The 18,236-nt window shown below is 47.2% G+C and carries 16 protein-coding genes and 1 riboswitch; of the genes, 3 read left to right on the forward strand and 13 right to left on the reverse strand.

The window, feature by feature from the left end; genetic code table 11:
- Positions 1-91: 91 nt before the first annotated feature.
- Positions 92-2,035 carry an acetate--CoA ligase gene (acs, locus tag FTT68_RS10505; protein WP_104483887.1) on the reverse strand — a complete coding sequence of 648 codons (1,944 nt, stop codon included), beginning with the start codon at positions 2,033-2,035 and terminating at the stop codon, positions 92-94.
- Positions 2,036-2,378: 343 nt separating this feature from the next.
- On the opposite strand from acs, the gene FTT68_RS10510 reads away from it, so the two are divergent.
- A complete protein-coding gene (locus FTT68_RS10510; RefSeq protein ID WP_075167295.1) occupies positions 2,379-3,350 on the forward strand; it encodes a mechanosensitive ion channel family protein in 972 nt (323 codons plus the stop codon).
- On the opposite strand, the gene FTT68_RS10515 is transcribed toward FTT68_RS10510, so the two are convergent.
- The 5 genes from FTT68_RS10515 to prfB form a co-directional block, all read right to left on the reverse strand.
- The gene (locus FTT68_RS10515) at positions 3,336-4,046 is read right to left on the reverse strand and encodes a 16S rRNA (uracil(1498)-N(3))-methyltransferase (RefSeq protein ID WP_005180773.1); all 711 of its coding nucleotides are present in this window, start codon (positions 4,044-4,046) and stop codon (positions 3,336-3,338) included. The two genes, FTT68_RS10510 and FTT68_RS10515, sit on opposite strands and share 15 nt — an antisense overlap.
- Before the next feature lie 196 nt (positions 4,047-4,242).
- Positions 4,243-5,523 carry a 3-deoxy-D-manno-octulosonic acid transferase gene (locus tag FTT68_RS10520; protein WP_180057123.1) on the reverse strand — a complete coding sequence of 427 codons (1,281 nt, stop codon included), beginning with the start codon at positions 5,521-5,523 and terminating at the stop codon, positions 4,243-4,245.
- A gap of 106 nt (positions 5,524-5,629) precedes the next feature.
- Positions 5,630-6,709, reverse strand: a complete 1,080-nt coding sequence (locus tag FTT68_RS10525; protein WP_180057125.1) for an alkene reductase — start codon at positions 6,707-6,709, stop codon at positions 5,630-5,632.
- A 45-nt stretch (positions 6,710-6,754) separates the two neighbouring features.
- On the reverse strand, positions 6,755-7,054 hold the full coding sequence (locus tag FTT68_RS10530) for a helix-turn-helix transcriptional regulator (RefSeq protein WP_104489264.1): 300 nt from the start codon (positions 7,052-7,054) through the stop codon (positions 6,755-6,757).
- Positions 7,055-7,220: 166 nt separating this feature from the next.
- Positions 7,221-8,316, reverse strand: a protein-coding gene (gene prfB, locus FTT68_RS10535; RefSeq protein ID WP_104470758.1) for a peptide chain release factor 2 whose coding sequence is annotated in 2 segments (ribosomal slippage) — positions 7,221-8,243 and positions 8,245-8,316 — 1,095 coding nt in all. Because the reading frame shifts where the segments join, the coding sequence is not laid out codon by codon here.
- Between the two features lie 442 nt (positions 8,317-8,758).
- Here prfB and FTT68_RS10540 point away from each other — a divergent pair.
- Both FTT68_RS10540 and FTT68_RS10545 read left to right on the forward strand, forming a co-directional pair.
- Positions 8,759-9,535 (forward strand): putative porin, encoded by a 777-nt coding sequence (locus FTT68_RS10540; RefSeq protein WP_180057129.1) that lies wholly within the window; start codon positions 8,759-8,761, stop codon positions 9,533-9,535.
- Positions 9,536-9,706: 171 nt separating this feature from the next.
- Positions 9,707-10,444 (forward strand): putative porin, encoded by a 738-nt coding sequence (locus FTT68_RS10545; protein ID WP_180057131.1) that lies wholly within the window; start codon positions 9,707-9,709, stop codon positions 10,442-10,444.
- Between the two features lie 44 nt (positions 10,445-10,488).
- On the opposite strand, the gene recJ is transcribed toward FTT68_RS10545, so the two are convergent.
- The 7 genes from recJ to FTT68_RS10580 form a co-directional block, all read right to left on the reverse strand.
- Positions 10,489-12,192, reverse strand: a complete 1,704-nt coding sequence (gene recJ, locus FTT68_RS10550) for a single-stranded-DNA-specific exonuclease RecJ (RefSeq protein WP_180057133.1) — start codon at positions 12,190-12,192, stop codon at positions 10,489-10,491.
- Positions 12,193-12,849 (reverse strand): pyridoxamine 5'-phosphate oxidase, encoded by a 657-nt coding sequence (gene pdxH / locus FTT68_RS10555; RefSeq protein ID WP_104471918.1) that lies wholly within the window; start codon positions 12,847-12,849, stop codon positions 12,193-12,195.
- A gap of 11 nt (positions 12,850-12,860) precedes the next feature.
- Positions 12,861-14,198, reverse strand: coding sequence for a phosphoglucosamine mutase (gene glmM / locus FTT68_RS10560; RefSeq protein ID WP_045796225.1), 1,338 nt, complete (start codon positions 14,196-14,198; stop codon positions 12,861-12,863).
- A 126-nt stretch (positions 14,199-14,324) separates the two neighbouring features.
- Positions 14,325-15,791, reverse strand: coding sequence for an IMP dehydrogenase (guaB, locus tag FTT68_RS10565; RefSeq protein ID WP_005180795.1), 1,467 nt, complete (start codon positions 15,789-15,791; stop codon positions 14,325-14,327).
- 179 nt (positions 15,792-15,970) lie between these two features.
- Positions 15,971-16,336 carry a YkgJ family cysteine cluster protein gene (locus FTT68_RS10570; RefSeq protein ID WP_075167288.1) on the reverse strand — a complete coding sequence of 122 codons (366 nt, stop codon included), beginning with the start codon at positions 16,334-16,336 and terminating at the stop codon, positions 15,971-15,973.
- 108 nt (positions 16,337-16,444) lie between these two features.
- Positions 16,445-17,242, reverse strand: coding sequence for an MBL fold metallo-hydrolase (locus FTT68_RS10575; RefSeq protein ID WP_180057135.1), 798 nt, complete (start codon positions 17,240-17,242; stop codon positions 16,445-16,447).
- Positions 17,243-17,425: 183 nt separating this feature from the next.
- Complete coding sequence (locus FTT68_RS10580; RefSeq protein ID WP_016658743.1) at positions 17,426-18,001, reverse strand: TMEM165/GDT1 family protein; 576 nt, start codon at positions 17,999-18,001, stop codon at positions 17,426-17,428.
- Between the two features lie 71 nt (positions 18,002-18,072).
- Positions 18,073-18,213, reverse strand: a riboswitch (yybP-ykoY riboswitch).
- Positions 18,214-18,236: the final 23 nt, after the last annotated feature.

Here is an 18,236-nt window from a genome sequence, read left to right on the forward strand (position 1 = left end):
GGGCTGTTGTGCTCGCTTCTGGTCTATCTATGCTACACGGTTTTCAGTATAAAAATACCGCCTACGAGAGGCGGTATCTTAATATTTATTTTTAACGGCTGGCTTGCACCGTGGCAATCAGCTGATCTACTACTTGTGGTTCTGCCAGGGTTGAGGTATCGCCCAGACTATCCAGCTCATTGGCGGCAATTTTTCTCAAGATCCGGCGCATGATTTTACCGGAACGGGTTTTTGGTAAGGCCGGTGCCCAATGCAGCGCATCTGGAGTGGCCACCGGTCCCAGATTTTTCCGGACCCAGTTGACCAGTTCGGTACGCAGCTCATCACTTTCTGTCACGCCGGCTTGCAAGGTAACAAAGGTACAAATGCCCTGACCTTTAATATCATGCGGCATGCCCACCACCGCGGCTTCGGCCACCGCATCATGTGCCACCAGCGCACTTTCAATTTCAGCCGTGCCTAGGCGGTGTCCGGAAATATTCAGGACATCATCGACCCGGCCGGTAATCCAGTAATAGCCATCTTTATCGCGGCGCGCGCCATCTCCGGTAAAGTAACTGCCCGGATAGGTGGCAAAATAGGCTTCAATAAAGCGTGCTGGATCACCCCAGATGGTGCGCATTTGCCCTGGCCAGGAATCCTTGATAATCAGGTTACCTTCGGCTTCACCTTCCAGCTCATTACCTTCAGCATCGACCAGGGCCGGTTGTACCCCAAACAGCGGACGCGTGGCCGAGCCCGGTTTCAGTGGCGTTGCGCCCGGCAGCGGCGACATCAGAATCCCGCCGGTTTCGGTTTGCCACCAGGTATCCACAATTGGGCAGCGGCTTTCACCAACCACGGTGTAGTACCAGTTCCAGGCTTCCGGGTTAATCGGTTCACCAACCGAACCAAGCAGACGTAGACTGCTGCGGTCACTTTCCCGTACAAAGCTGTCGCCTTCACGCATCATGGCGCGAATCGCAGTGGGTGCGGTATATAAAATCGTGACGTTGTGTTTATCAATCAAATGCCCGGTGCGCGCCCAGGTCGGATATTGCGGCACCCCTTCAAACATCACTGTGGTGGTGCCATTCGATAATGGCCCGTAAATTACATAGGAGTGCCCGGTCACCCAGCCGACATCGGCGGTACACCAGAACACATCATCCTGTTTAATATCAAAAACTTCACGGAAGGTACTGTTGACATAAGTCAGATAACCGCCGGTGGTGTGCAGCACCCCTTTCGGCTTACCGGTCGAGCCGGAAGTATATAAAATAAATAACGGGTCTTCGGCATTCATTGGCTCAGGCGGGCAAATTTCATTGACCGTCATGATTTCCATGTGATACCACAGGTCACGCCCGGCTTTCATTTCAATCGGGTTACCGGTCCGGTGGACCACAATCACGTTTTGCACCGACTCGGTACCGGCCACAGTAAGGGCCTGATCGACATTGGCCTTTAAATAAATCGGCTTGCCGCCGCGCATGGCCGAATCTGCGGTAATCACCAGTTTGGCCTGGCTGTCTTCAATCCGGCTGGCCAGCGAATCTGGAGAGAATCCACCAAACACCACACAATGCACCGCGCCAATCCGGGCACAGGCCAGCATGGCAATGGCAGCCTCGGACACCATTGGCATATACAGCACTACGCGGTCGCCTTTGGTGACGCCATTTTTTTTCAGCACATTGGCAAAGCGGCAGGTTTCATCGTACAGCTCACGGTAGGAAATAATTTTATGCCGTGAAGGGTGGTCGCCTTCCCAGATAATTGCCGGTTTATAAGGATGTTCTTTTAAATGCCGGTCCAGACAGTTGGCACTGACATTGAGCTGGCCATCGGCAAACCATTCAATCTTGAAATTGTCCGGATCAAAATTGGTATTTTTGACCTGGGTAAACGGTTTAATCCAGTCCAGACGCTTGGCCTGCTCGGCCCAGAACTCGTCGGGTTGTTCAATGGATTGCTGATAACGTTCGAAATATTCTGCCTCGTTGGTACGCGCAGTTTTCTTAAATTCTTCGGGTACAGGATAGATCTCATTCATATTATACTTCCTTGATCTTCTCTTATCTCATCACGAGATGTATGCCACATTCTTGATTTTTTATTTCTGCATATCAGCAGTATGACGCTTATTTTTTCTCCACCACAATCATGCTTTGGTCGTAGCGATTGATTTAATTTTAAGCACAGATACACCAGCAGATTCAATGTCTTTGCCGTACTTTTCAGTATAAAAGCGGTAGCTTTATCTATAAAAACCACCCGCTTGTAGCCAAAACCGCAGTGTACTTTGCAAAAATCGGCAGCGCGCTTGCAGAATATTTATTAAAATCCGGGCGGATTTCAGGCAAAATACGATTTTATTGCTGAGGACTGGCAGATTCGTGGCCGAAGAAAAAACCCAACTGGGCGAAGTCACCCAAGAAACTTCCGAGCTGATTCAACAGGCCACGGAAAAAACCACCCAGAAAGTCATTGAACATACCCATAAATACAATGATGCCTATTCTGCTATTGATAAAATCATGGAAGGCTTCTGGGAGCGTGTGCCCTATTTCCTGATCGCGCTTGGCGTGATTCTGATTTTCTGGCTGATTGCCCAGCTGTTTAAATTTTTTGTGAAAAAAACCTTATCCAACCGCAGTTATACCCGGCAAAATCTGGTGCTGGTACTGAACCGGGTTGGCAGTTCGGTGATTATCTTCTTCGGTTTCTTGATTGGTCTGGTGATTGCCATTCCCGGCTTTACCCCGGGCCAGCTGATGAGCGCCCTCGGGATTGGTTCGGTTGCCATTGGCTTTGCCTTTAAGGATATTTTCCAGAACCTGCTTTCCGGCGTGCTGATTTTACTGGGCGAGCCCTTTAAGATTGGCGACAGCATTCTGGTGAATGGACTGGAAGGTACGGTCGAAGATATCCAGATTCGCGCCACCTTTTTACGCTCGGCCGATGGTCGCCGCATTGTGATTCCCAATGCCACGGTCTATACCAGCGCCATTACCGTCAATACTGCCTTTCCACGCCGCCGCTGCGAATTTGTGGTCGGCATTGGCTATGAAGATGACATTCAGAAAGCCAAAGATCTGGTGATGTGCATTCTGAAACGTGACCCGACCATTCTGACCCAGCCGGAATTTAGCGTTAATGTCGATGCGCTGGCCAATTTCTCGGTCAATTTACGCGTGCAATGGTGGATTAATACCAGCGAAACCAATAGCGCGGCATCTATCAGTAAAATTCAGGAAGAAGTCATTCAAAGCTTTGCCGAACAGGGCATTTCCATTCCTTACCCGGTGCAGGAAGTGAAAGTCTATCGTGGTGATCCTTCCGTGGCAGACAGCTCAGAGGCTAAATAATCGTCCCAGCACATACGGAATCACGGTTTCCGTGCGGATAATCCGGTTGCCCAGACTCACCGCCTGGCAGCCGTTATGTATCAAAAGATCGACCTCATAAGGAATAAAACCGCCTTCCGGCCCAATCACGATGCTACAGGGATGCTGAATCGCGGCAGGCATGCGCATCTCTGCATAGGGATGTGCTACATAGGCAGGACAATCGGCGCTAATCAGACCCGGTAAAACATCCTCAACAAAGGGTTTAAAGCGTTTGTACAGTTCAACTTTTGGTGCAATGGTATCGCCAGCCTGCTCCAGCCCCAGTTCAATATAATGCTCCAGCTGCTGTAAAAATGGCGTCTGCCAGTAGCTTTTATCGACCCGATAGCTATGCATCAGGATAATTTTTTCCACCCCGACCGTGACTGCATCCATAATTAAACGGCGCAGCACTTTCGGACGTGGTAAAGCCACAATTAACGTCACTGGCAATTTTGCTGGCACAGCTTCTTCTTTTAACGGTTTTAGACGAACTGTTTTGTCTGTAATTTCGATAATTTCCGTGAGATACCGTTTGCCTTCACGAATCCCAACTTTCAGGGTATCACCAACCTGAATATCCAGATGCTGTTGCAAATGCGCTAACTGCCGCGTTGAACTAATCGACCACAGTTCAGATTCAGTTTGGCGAGGATCAAGAAGGACAATATTCATAAAAAAAATAACTCAACAAATCCATCACTGGATAGGCGGAAACGTCATCCACAATGGTCCGAGGCAGAAATCCTTTTACCAAAACAAAAGTAAAAGAAAGCAGAGCTCCTGGTATTAAATCTATAAAGAGAAGGCCCGGTTTAAATCTGATCTCGTAAATCCATGAAAATCAGCTTCTTTACCCATCAGAATATCATCAAAGATATTGATCAATCACCTGAATATGCTTTGCCAGTGAACCCTGATTCTGCTGCATAATCTTTTGTGCTGCGGTATTTAAAGCCAGTGCTTTGGAGGAATCCGATAAGATCTCCAGCATGGTCTGTGCCGCTTGTTCAGCATTCTCTACCACCACCACCGCTTGAGCGTCGAGAAACTCATCAACAATGGTCTGAAAATTAAAATAATTCTTGCCCAGAATGGTCGGCACATGCAGCGCAATCGGCTCCAGAATATTGTGTCCACCGCCCGGTTCATTTAAAGAACCGCCGACATAACAGGCCTGACTCAGACCGTACCAGAGCCACATTTCGCCCATTGAATCGGCCAGATAGACTTGGGTATTCGCTTCAATAGTTTGTCCCAAACTGCGGCGTTGGGTACGCAAATCCAAAGCCTGTGCCGCGTGAAAGACCTCATCAAAACGTTCCGGATGGCGCGGTACCACAATACAAACCAGCGCCGGATCTGCCATCAGGGCTGGTTTTAACGCGGCCAGCACGTCTTTTTCTTCCGGTGCATGGGTGCTGGCCAGGGTGATCACTTTACGACCTGCCAGCTGCCAGTCCTGCTGCAACATGTTGGCCTGTTCAATAAAGGCCGGCGGTGCACTAATATCAAATTTAACACTGCCTACCACCTGGGTCTGTTCAGCAACTGCACCCAGTGCCACAAAGCGGCTATGTGAGGCCTGATCTTGCACCAACAGCTGCGTCAAACCCTGCAACATCGCCCGGGTCAGGCCGGAGACTTTGGCATAGCCTTTGGCCGATTTTTCAGACAGCCGTGCATTTAGCAACAGGCATGGCACATGGAAGTTTTGGGCCTGATCAATCAGGTTCGGCCACAGCTCGGTTTCCATCAACAGCAATAATTTCGGCTGATATTTCTGATAAAAATCCCGAATCAGATGTTTCTGGTCAGCTGGTAAATACACTGCCTGAAACAGCGCCTCATACGGTGCTTTTAAAAAGAGAGATTTAGCCCGTGCCTGTCCGGTTTTGGTGGTGTTGGTGACCAGCACCGGATGACCGGCTTTTAAATAATGTTCAATTAAAGGCTGGGCCGCGTTGGTTTCCCCCACCGAGACCACATGAAACCAGATCGCCTGCAGATTTTTCGGCGGCTGAAATGGCCCGAAACGCTCTACAATTTCCTGCTGATACTGCGCTTCACTCTCGGCCCGCTTTTTAATACGCGACCGATACAACGGTTTTAGAACAGATAACGCTGCGTTATACCAAAACGGAGTAGCCAAAGAGATGCCTCAAACTGATTTTTTGCCCTGAGAATATAACAGAGCCCTATCCGCATGTTAATGGATATGGCTCCAAATAAAAAAGCAAAGCAACAACGCGGCTGCTTTAGTCGGCATTCACCACGCTTTCAGCCAGAGTTGGATAATCGGTATAGCCTGCTGCACCCTGCACCCCAATCATGGTCTCTAGCTGCAAATCATTTAGCGGTGCATCATCCAGCAGACGTTCATATAAATCCGGGTTGGCAATATAAGCCTTACCAAAAGACACGGCATCGGCTTTGCCTGAAGCCAGCAGTGCAATCGCATCGGCACGGCTTAAACGCATATTGGCAATGTAGGGAACACCACCTGAACGCTGTTTCATATACTCGGAAATACTGTCTTCTGCCAAATATTCACGGGTAAAGAAAAACGCGATCTGACGTTTACCCAATTCCTGCATCACATAGCCAAATGTTTCACGTGGATCATCATCGCCCATATCATGCTCATCACCGCGCGGTGCAAGGTGTACACCCACACGACCGGCACCCCAGACCTCAATCAAGGCATCCACCACTTCCAGCAAGAAACGGGCACGGTTTTCAACTGAACCGCCATACTGATCTTCACGCTGGTTGGTCTTGCTTTGCAGGAACTGGTCAATTAAATAGCCATTGGCCGCGTGCAGTTCTACCCCGTCAAAACCGGCGTCTTTGGCACGTATCGCCGCCTGTTTATATTGCGCAGTAATCGCGTGAATTTCAGCAATTTCTAGCGGACGTGGCAGCACATAAGGACGTTTTGGACGCAGCAAGCTGACATGACCAGCCTGTTGCACAGCGCTGGCAGACACTGGCGTTTCGCCTTGAAGTAAATCGGGATGCGACACCCGGCCCACATGCCATAACTGCGCCACAATTAAACTTCCGCGCTCATGCACTGCATGGGTGACCCGCTTCCAGCCTTCAACCTGAGCATCGCTAAACAGGCCCGGAGTATTTAAATAGCCATTGGCTTCTTCAGAAATGACTGTGGCTTCAGAAATAATCAGACCGGCGCTGGCACGCTGGGCATAATATTCCGCCATTAATGCCGTCGGAACGCGATCATCCGTAGCCCGACTACGGGTTAAGGGTGCCATCACCACACGATTTTTTAACTGGAGTTGACCCAGGGTTAAGGGAGTATTCAGTTCTGCCATAGATGCCTCTGTAGCTGCACGCGACCAAACAGATGCTGTTTTGTCTTAGAGTGAGCTTTCTAAAAATTCAATATATTGCTGAATCAGGGCTTCGTTGCGGGAGAAATAGGACCATTGACCATGTTTTTCAGCCTGAATTAAACCGGCCTGCTGTAACACAGATAAATGATTGGACATGGTTGACTGCGACACCTTACCGAGTTTTTCGATATTGCCGGCACAGACGCCACGTTGAAAGCCGCCGCACTGCTCTTCTGACAAAAACTGTTCCGGATGTTTTAACCAGAGCAAGATTTGTCGGCGCGTCGGATTGGCTAAGGCTTTAAAAATTAAATCAATATCCATAATTCAGGCACGTCGCATCAGGCTGTGTTCAAGGAACGCAACAAAGCACTATTCAGTGTTCTTATCCAATATATCGTATTTTTTCGATTTATATATCGATTTTTTTAGATATATTAGTTTTACACTGCTAGTGCCTTGTTGTTGATACTTTCTTATTGCCAGCGGCTTAAAGCCCCTGCTTTAAGCTCGCTTCAATAAATTTGTCCAGATCACCGTCCAGCACTGCACCTGTGTTGGAGTTTTCGACACCGGTACGCAGGTCTTTAATCCGCGAGTCATCCAATACATAAGAACGGATCTGGCTGCCCCAGCCGATATCTGACTTGGAATCTTCAAGCGCTTGCGCAGCTTCGTTACGTTTGTTCATCTCCAGTTCATAGAGTTTGGCACGTAACTGTTTCCAGGCATGGTCACGGTTGGCATGTTGTGAACGCTGGTTCTGACAGGCCACCACAATACCGGTTGGAATGTGGGTTAAACGCACGGCAGAGTCAGTTTTGTTAATGTGCTGACCACCAGCACCCGATGCACGATAGGTATCGGTACGGACATCTGACGGATTGATTTCAATTTCAATATTGTCATCTACTTCAGGTGAAACGAACACTGCAGAGAATGACGTATGACGGCGGTTACCCGAGTCAAATGGTGACTTACGCACCAAACGATGGACACCCGATTCAGTCCGCAACCAGCCATAAGCATACTCGCCTTCTACACGAATAGTCGCAGATTTAATCCCGGCCACATCACCGTCTGATTCTTCCATCAGCTCGGCCTTAAAGCCATGACGCTCAATCCAGCGCATATACATACGCAGTAGCATTGAAGCCCAGTCTTGTGCTTCGGTACCGCCAGAACCGGCCTGAATTTCAACATAGCACGGGTTCGGGTCCATTGGATTGTTAAACATCCGGCGGAATTCAAGTTTTGCCAACTCTTCTTCAGCGGCGCTCAATTCGGCCTGCACATCTTCCAGCATGGCTTCTTCATCGGCTTCCACCGCCAGATCCAGCATTGCCTGCGCATCTTCGAGCTGTGTTGCCAGACCGTCTAATACATTCAGAACGTTCTCAAGCTCGCCTTTTTCTTTGGCCATGGCTTGGGCGCGGTTCTGGTCATTCCAGATGGCCGGATCTTCCAATTCACGGAGAACTTCTTCTAAACGCTCTTTTTTAAGATCGTAGTCAAAGATACCCCCGTAGTGTTTGACCACGTTCGTTCAAGTCTTTTAGCTGGTTTAGATAAGGATTAATTTCCACGTGAATGCTCTCAAAAAAATATCGATAAAACCCGTGTATTGTAGCATAGAGCCAATCAGGAGTAAGAGGCGCCTGCATCCGCGCAGCTAAAATGATGGATATAAACTTAGACGGCCATTGCCTACGCATATTCAGCTTAAATTTGCCTGAAATATTTAGATCTGCAATTTCCATTTGCTCTAGCGTTGAAGGAGAACTGACACATATTTGATGATTTTATAGTCAATATTTAGAAAATTCACAAAATCTACATAGTTTTAATAAAACAAAACATTTAATTATTTCATTTTTATTTCAATAACTTAAGATCGAATCATTACACAAACTTACGACTGAAACAATGCGGTAACTTTCTGATGATTGACGCTGAAATTTTTTAGCCTAGACTAAAAGTTGTAACAAAAAGTTTAACTGTTAACCAGATTTCAGAGGGGTAATTTCCATGAAAAAATTAGCAATCGCATCAGCCCTACTTTCAGCTTTGGCTATCACTGGTACTGCGAACGCATACCAAGCTGAAATTGGTGCATCAGCAGGCGTATTTGATCCTGATAACGGTGGAACCAGTGGCTCTTTCGGTGTTGATGGTACATATTACTTCAATCCAGTTCAAACACGTAATGCACCATTAGCAGAGGCAGCTTTCCTTGATCGTGCCAGTAACGTAAATGCTCACTATCAATATAATGAGATTGGTGACAGTGAAGCGCATCGTTATGGCGTAGGTGCAGAGTATTTCGTACCGAATTCTGACTTTTACCTGAGCGGTAACGTGAATGGTCATGATCTGCAAGATAATGATGAGATTGATAACGATTTAACTACTTACGGTGTAGAAGTTGGTTATTTACCAGCTCCAGGTCTATTGATTGCAGCGGGTGTAAAAGGTTGGGATAACGACAATGATGATGGTGTAGACCCTACCTTACGTGCCAAATATGTCACCACTTTAAGCAATGGTAAAGACATTAACCTGGAAGCAGGTGCAGCTTTTGGTGATCTAGACGAATACAATCTGGCAGCAGATTATTTCATTGACAAAACCTTCAGTGTCGGTGCTGATTATCACAACAATGATATTACGGATCGCAGCGAATTCGGTATCAATGCACGTAAGTTCATTAACCAGCAAGTCAGCCTTGAAGGTCGTGTCGGTTTCGGTGAAGCAGGTAGCAACGACTACAACCGCTTTGGTGTAGCAGCAAAATACCGCTTCTAATCTGTATAGAAACGCATAAATCGTAAAAAAACCCATCTTCGGATGGGTTTTTTGCACTGATAAGAAGCATTTAGGTAGTTTTTGCACATTGACTGGGCGAATATAAACTGTACAATTTGTTACAACTGTTCATAAAACAGTCATATTCTTATAACAAAGAGAGAAATCTAAATGCTTAAAAAACTTGCGCTTGCTACAGCACTTCTTGCTGGCCTAGGAACTGCACATGCTTACCAAACTGAAGTTGGAGCCTCAATTGATATTATTGATCGTGACCAAGGTGGTTCAGATGTAGGTTTTGCTATTGATGGGACTTACTACTTCAACTCGGTCCAAGTCAAAAATTCGCCTCTAAATGAAGCTGCATTCTTAAACCGTGCCAGCAATGTAAATGGTGCATTAAGCTATCAAGATGATTCAGACACGTTTGGCATTGATGCAGGTATTGAATACTTTGTTCCGAACTCAGATTTTTATTTGAGCGGCAATATTTCTCATTTTGATAATGATGCTGTTGATGAGACTAGTTATACAGCTGAAGTCGGTTATTTACCTGTGCCTGGCTTCTTAGTTGCGATCGGTCTTATTGGCATTTCTCAAGATGATGCAGATGATGAAATTGACCCAACTTTACGTGCTAAATATGTGACTCAAGTCGGCCAATACGACATGAATTTTGAAGGTGGTGCAAGCTTCGGTGATATCGATGCATATAATTTAGGTGCAGACCTATACCTCGACAAAACTTTCAGTGTTGGCTTAGGATTCTCTGACTCAGATCTAGAAGGTAAGGATGTTTTTACTATTCGTGCCAAGAAATTCTTTAACCAACAAGTTAGCTTAGAAGGCTCAATTGATTTTGGTGACAATACTGATATCTTCGGTGTACGTGGTGCATACCGCTTCTAATCATTCCGATTAAAAGGTAAAAAACCGCTCACTCGAGCGGTTTTTTATTGTTGTAAATGTAAAATCCGCAGCTGTAAGCTGACATTGCCATTAAACTCATTGCGTTCCAGCTCATAGACCAAATGCACGCTATCCTGCATCGGGTCAAATGCAAATTTATCTTTGGCGCTAAAAGCAATTGCATCTAATACCTGCCCGTTATTTAAAGCCAGACGCAGCTTTAAATGGCTGTCTTTTAACCAGCGATAATCTACAATCTGAAATTGTCCCTCAAAAATTGGCGGTGGAAATTTCTGCCCCCACGGCGCCAAGTGCTGCAAGGTATGCACAGTTTCTAAATGAAAATCTTCTACCGGCAATTCACCATCGGTCCATAAGGTGGCCTGAAACAGCTCAGGGTCCATGCTGGCAATCAGCTGTTCAAAAATCTGCCTAAATTCCTGAAAATGAGCTTTTTGAATGGTCAGTCCGGCCGCAGCTGCATGTCCACCAAAATGGCTGACCAGATGCGGATACTGCTCGGCTACCTGTTCAATCGCATCACGGATATGAATACCATCAATGGAACGTGCCGACCCTTTAATATGAATACCATCTTCATCAGCCGCAAACACAATACTCGGGCGATGGAACTGTTCTTTCAGCCGACCTGCGACAATACCAATCACCCCTTGATGCCAGTGCGGCTCAAACATGATTAAGGCCGCAGGCAGTTCGCTAGCATCGAGCTGGATTTTTTCCAGTTCCTGCAATGCTTCCTGCTTGATCTGCCCTTCAACCTGACGACGCTCTACATTTAACTGGTTTAACTGTTCAGCGAAGCGATAAGCAGTTTGTGCATCATTGGCCAGCAGACATTCAATACCAATATCCATGGTTTCCATTCGGCCCGCGGCATTAATTCGTGGTCCCAACACAAAACCTAAATCCTGGGCTTTTAGGCTGGCTGCCTCTCGTCCGGCTATATCCAGCAGTGCTGAAATTCCCGGCCGACACAGATGTTGCTGGATTTTTTTTAGTCCGGCATCGACCAGAATGCGGTTGTTATAATCCAGACTGGCCACGTCGGCATAGGTACCCAAGGCCACCAGATCCAGATATTGGGTCAGGTTGCTGCTGGATTTGCCTTGTTTTTTACGATAGCTGGACAGGTTGGCCAAGACATAAAATGCTACCCCGACGCCCGCCAAGGCTTTACTTGGAAATTCGCAGCCGAGCTGGTTCGGATTGACGACGGCATCCGCCGCTGGTGTAGCTTTGGTGGTCAGGTGATGGTCGGTAATAATAACCTGCATACCATGCGCTTGCGCCTGTTCCACGCCGGCATGACTGGAAATACCATTATCAACGGTAATTAATAAATCAGGCTGAAAACGGGTAAAGGCCAGATCGGCAATTGCCGGGGTCAGGCCATACCCATATTTAAACCGGTCCGGCACCAGATACTGCACCTTGGCACCCAATTCACGCAAGGCCAGTACCATTAAGGCGGTACTGGTGGCACCATCGGCATCATAATCACCAACAATGACAATCTCTTTGTGCCCGTCAATGGCCCGATCCAGAAGCTGAATGGCCTGATCCAGCCCTTTCATGGTCGGCGCCAGCAAGTGTTTCAGCTTCAGTTCCAGTTCCTGTTCGGATTGCACACCACGTCGCGCCAAAATCTGGGCAATTAACGGTGTCACGCCCTGAAAACTTTCAGGGCGTGTCAGAAAAGGTCGTTGTTTAATCTGTATATTCGACATTTAAGGCATCAGTCGTTGCAGTGTCCATGCCCCATCAGTTTTTTCATAACTCAAACGGTCATGTAAACGATTCGGGCGCCCCTGCCAAAATTCATAATAATCCGGTTCCAGACGATAGCCGCCCCAGAATTCCGGCTTGCTCAGTACATCCTGCTCACCCACCTGGGCAGCAAGCTGTGCAAAACGCTGTTGCAATGCTTCACGGCTGGCAATCACACCACTTTGCGGGGTGCTGATATGCGCCGCAATCTGGCTATCACGTGGACGCTTGTTATAGTACAGATGCGACTCCTCCTCAGGAATTTTACTCACCCGGCCGCTAATCCGGATCTGGCGTTCCAGTTCCGGCCAGTAAAACAGCAATTCCGCATAAGGATTTTCCAGTAAGTCGGTGCCTTTCTGGCTGTCATAGTTGGTATAAAAGTCATAACCAAGTTCGGTTGCACCGCGCAGTAGCACGGTACGCACATGCGGACGGCCCTGCGCATTGGCTGTGGCTAAAGACATGGCATAGGGTTCATGCAGCTTGATTTCCAGCGCATGATTAAACCAGTTTAAAAACTGCTGATGCGGATCAGCCAAAGCGGCTGACTCATGCAGCTCGCCTTTTTGATAGCTTAAACGTAATTCACTTAAGTCTTTAATTAAATCAGACATCTATACTCCCCTTAGGCAGCAATCGCATGATGACGCACGGCATCGGCCAGATGGTTGGCCAGTAACGTGACTTCCTGCTGGTCATCCCCTTCGACCATTACACGAATTACCGGTTCAGTGCCTGACTTACGAATCAGGATACGGCCACGACCTTGCAGCTGTGCTTCTGCTTTGCCAAATTCTTCCACTAAAGCAGGCACGGCATATGGGTCAAACATGGCCTCTAAACGCACATTTACCAACACTTGCGGGAACAGTTTAAAATCGGCAACCAGCTCATGCAGGGCTTTACCCTGTTCTACCATGACGGTTAAGACCTGTAATGCGGCAATAATCGCATCACCAGTGGTGCTTTTATCCAGAGTCAGGACATGGCCCGATGGCTCACCGCCGATATTCCAGCCATTTTCCTCAAGCGCCTGCAACACATAGCGGTCACCAACTTTGGCCCGGACAAACTCGACTCCAGCTTTTTCTAACGCCAGTTCCAGTGCCATATTGCTCATGACAGTTCCGGCAATACCTGCCGGTTTGTTTTTGGCCTGCGTTGCCAGAATATAAAGGATATGATCACCGGTGATCTGCTCACCATTTTTGTCGACCATAATTACCCGGTCAGCATCGCCATCAAAGGCAATGCCCAAATCCGCCTGATGTTCTACCACCGCCTGCTGTAACTGTTCCGGATGGGTCGAACCACAATCTTCATTAATATTCAGACCATCTGGGGTGTTATATAGCGGAATGACCTTGGCACCCAGCTCTTTAAATACCGCCGGACCAACGTTATAGGCTGCACCATTGGCACAGTCCACCACAATTTTTAAATGGTTCAGATCGAAATGATAAGGAAAGGTCGATTTACAGAATTCGATATAACGTCCGGCAGAGTCTTTAACGCGGAAGCTTTTACCCAGATTGGCGTTATCTTCAATCTGAATTTCATTTTCGAGTTCTTGATTAATCGCTTCCTGCAGTTCATCCGGCAGTTTTTTGCCTTCGCTGGAGAAGAATTTAATCCCGTTATCAAAATACGGGTTATGCGATGCAGAAATGACAATGCCCAGACTGGCATGTAAGGCACGGGTTAAATGTGCAATCGCGGGGGTCGGCAATGGCCCCAGTAAATGTACATAAATACCGGCAGCGTTCAGACCAGCCTGTAGCGCCGATTCCAGAATATAACCTGACAGACGGGTATCTTTGCCCAGTACCACAATCGGTTTATTTTTCTTGCTGTATTTTTTTAAAACTTTACCTGCCGCGAAACCTAGTTTCAATGCAAACTCTGGTGTAATTGGAAGCTCCCCAAACTTGCCACGTATACCATCGGTTCCAAAATAACTCATGTCTTACTCACTTCTTATAGGGTTATGGTGATTTTCATCATCCTGTTTCAACACGCTTACTTTACACCAAAATTAAAAAAGCCGTCACATTTATGACGGCTTTTCTATAAGGCGAATTACCAAAAATCAACCAACGCGATAGTTCGGTGCTTCTTTGGTAATGGTCACATCATGCACGTGAGATTCAGACATACCGGCTGCAGTAATCTTCACGAATTTGGCATTCTGACGCAGGTCTTCAATGGTTGAAGAACCGGTATAACCCATTGATGAACGTAAACCACCCATCATCTGATGCACGATATTACCCATTGGGCCTTTGTACGGTACGCGACCTTCAATACCTTCTGGCACCAGCTTTTCAGCACCGGCTTTAGAGTCCTGGAAGTAACGGTCTGCAGAACCGGTTGCACCCGCCATGGCACCCAATGAACCCATACCACGATAAGCCTTGTAATAACGGCCCTGGAAGAATTCAACTTCGCCCGGTGCTTCTTCAGTACCAGCCAGCAGTGAACCGACCATAATCGTGCTGGCCCCTGCGCCAATCGCTTTGGCCATATCGCCAGAGAAACGGATACCACCATCCGCGATCAATGGAATCTGTTCTTTTAATGCATTTGCTACAGAGTCAATCGCCGAGATTTGCGGCATACCAATACCGGCCACAATACGGGTGGTACAGATAGAACCCGGACCAATACCGACTTTCACTGCATCTGCACCGGCATCTAATAACGCAAGCGCAGCATCACCCGTTGCGATGTTACCACCAATGACCTGCACTTGCGGATAGTTCTGTTTTACCCAGCGTACGCGTTCAATTACACCGGCAGAGTGACCGTGTGCAGTATCGACTACAATCACGTCCACACCAGCTTCAACCAGCGCTTCTACACGGCTTGGGGTTTCTACACCGGTACCCACTGCAGCACCTACGCGTAAACGACCGAGGTCATCTTTACAGCTGTTTGGATAAAGTTCGGCTTTACGGAAATCGGTGACCGTAATTAAACCACGCAGTTCGTTGTTCTCACCCACCACCAGTACTTTTTCAATACGGTGCTGTTGCAACAGTGCCTGGATATTTTCTTTTGATTCGCCTTCACGCACCGTCACCAGACGGTCCTGACCAGTCATGATGTTGCTGACCGGCTGCTCCAGATTGGTTTCAAAGCGTGTATCACGACCAGTGACGATGCCCACCACTTTGCCATCTTTCACCACAGGCACACCGCTGATGTTGTTGGCTTGGGTTAAGGCAATCAGTTCACGTACTGTGGTTTCTGGGGTCACAGTGATCGGGTCTTTGACCATACCGGCTTCAAATTTTTTCACACGACGTACTTCAGCCGCCTGCGCTGCGATATCCATGTTTTTATGCAGGATACCAATACCGCCATTTTGCGCCATTGCAATGGCCATACGGGATTCAGTCACCGTATCCATGGCTGCAGACACAAGAGGAATATTCAGATTAATGCCGCGAGTTAAACGTGTCTTTAGAGAGACATCTTTTGGGAGGACAGTTGAGTAGGCAGGGAGTAATAAGACATCATCGAAGGTTAGCGCTTCTTGAACGATGGTCAACATAACAGTCTCACTGGTAATTTCCGTGCGCTATTATAAACAAATCTTGCTATAAATTTCATTTGTTATTGCATAAATAATTATTTATTCCGCACATCCTGACAATTCGGATGAGTTTGCTGATGAAAAAAGCAGGCCATGGCCTGCTTTTCTACGATAACAGCATCTGGATGCTGAAGTCTTTAACTGACCCGGTCAAAATCCGGGTCCTGGCCATCATTGGCCGCTTCGACCAGCACTAAAGGAATCAGGTTATGCGCACGGCGTGCCTTATTGCACTGCTCATCGGCAATCTGTACCTCTTTGCAACTGGAACTGCGCTGCTCGTACATAGAGCAGCTGACCTGTTGTCCGACCGTTCCCTCCAGCGCAATACAACGCGGATTGGCCTGATTGGTCCCTTTCATGCATGAATAGAGGGCATTTACCGGTTCGGTATAATGCTCAGGCATGGGAATGCCTTCTGCCCAGTAAAATGAAACTCTAAAATAGGTGCAGCATGCGCCGCAGCTAAGACACGCATCTGAGGAAGCAACTTGAGACAACATTGTTAAAATTCTCGTCATCAAAAAAGAGTTTTTTTGGGGAAGAAAATATAAAAAATGTTGTTTTTACACTCAAGTTATTTTTTCAGTTTTTTTACGCGATTTTTTGGCTTAAGTCGGACAGGTAAATACCGACTCATCCATCAGGTCGACACCGCATTCCAGCGTTTCAATCCAGTCCAGGAACTGGTTGATCTGCTCCTTGCCCACAAACGCGGTACCATGCTGCGGTACAATCATTTCAACATCCATTTGACGCACCATATTCACCCATAAACGGATGACTTTATTGGCACACATATAACGCTGATGAAAAGCTTTCATTTTTGGAATATGCGCGGCAAAGTTTTCTAACGGCTTGGACGCATCTTCGACCATTGAAGCACCCATATCACCGGAAAACAGGATTTTGGCCACCGGATCATAAAACTGGAAATTACCGACCGAATGCAGAAAATGCGCAGGAATGGCGACAATGGATGCCTGTCCCAATGGAATCACCTGGCCATGATCTGGCAGTTCAATCAGACGCTCCAGCCAGTTGCCTTTCATCCGGTCACTCATAAAGGCCGAGTTCAAGTGCGGCAAGAAACGCGCCCACAATTTCGAAGCCACCACTTTGGCATCGGTATACACCAGCCAGCGCGGCATTGAGGTAATAATATCCGGGTCCTGATGTGATGCCATCACATAGTCCAGATTGGTCAGGCGGGTATATTTATTCAGTTCCATGGTTAGCGGTACATAGGTCAAATCGCCGCCCGGGTCCAGAACTGCGGCATGGTCATTGTCCAGAATCAGAAACTGGTTGGCCTGTACGCCCTCACCTTTGACCAGACTGGTGAAACTGATACATTTATGCGTGCCATTATCAAATAATACTTGTGATGTGGTGCGATCGAACGCCATACCTTGTCCCCAAAAAAATCTTATCTTTACATTAAATTTTTAATTCCCTATAAAATAAAGGGTATTCCGCCAACTTACAATCAATATACAATTTAACTTTCAACTATTTTGTAGAAGCACGGGTCAGGTTCAGCCCATAAAAAAGCCCAACCGGGAAGATTGGGCCAAAATCAGTAGCAGCCTTTAAAAGAAATAATATTGCAACAAGGTGCTGACCCCGATAATCAGGAAAATCAGTGCACCAATTTTATGAATCAAGGATACCGGTAATTTCTCTGCCATTTTATTGCCGATAAATACTGCCGGCGCATTGGCAATCATCATCCCCAAGGTGGTGCCAATCATCACCCAGAAAATACTGTCAAAACGCGCAGCCAGCGCCACGGTTGCAATCTGGGTTTTATCGCCAATTTCTGCCAGGAAGAACAGAATAAAGGTGGCACCAAACACTCCGTATTTCTGCCATTTGTTGATGCTTTCATTTTCATCATCCAGCTGATCCGGAATCAGCATCCAGATCGCCATTCCAATAAAACCGAGTGCCAGAATCCAGCGCAGAATTTCAGGACTTAAAATGGTGGTAATCCATTGTCCCAAGGCTGCAGATAAACCGTGATTGATCAGGGTAGCGGCCAGAATCGCCAGCAGAATTGGCAGCGGTTTACGGAAGCGGGCCGCCAGTAACAGGGCCAACAGCTGGGTTTTATCACCCATTTCGGCCAAAGCGACAATTGCAGTTGAGATCAGGAATTCATACATGATGGATTTCTCTGGCTAGCACACATACCAATGACCTATCCCTCCTGCTAGCCAAATCTGCAGAGTGATAAATCAAAGGTCTTGCCAACAAAAGAAAGCTTGAGAAAAGCATTTTGGTTCTTTGCTATGATGACCATGCCCTGTTGAGCAAATATGTTGACCATCACCTTTTTACTTTGCGTAAAAAGCGGCTACTCCCCAATGAAGTGCTGTTATTGTAATCGGCCACAGAAAA

The sequence above is a fragment of the Acinetobacter sp. Q85-2 genome (genome assembly GCF_013420555.1).
Classification (GTDB): domain Bacteria; phylum Pseudomonadota; class Gammaproteobacteria; order Pseudomonadales; family Moraxellaceae; genus Acinetobacter; species Acinetobacter indicus.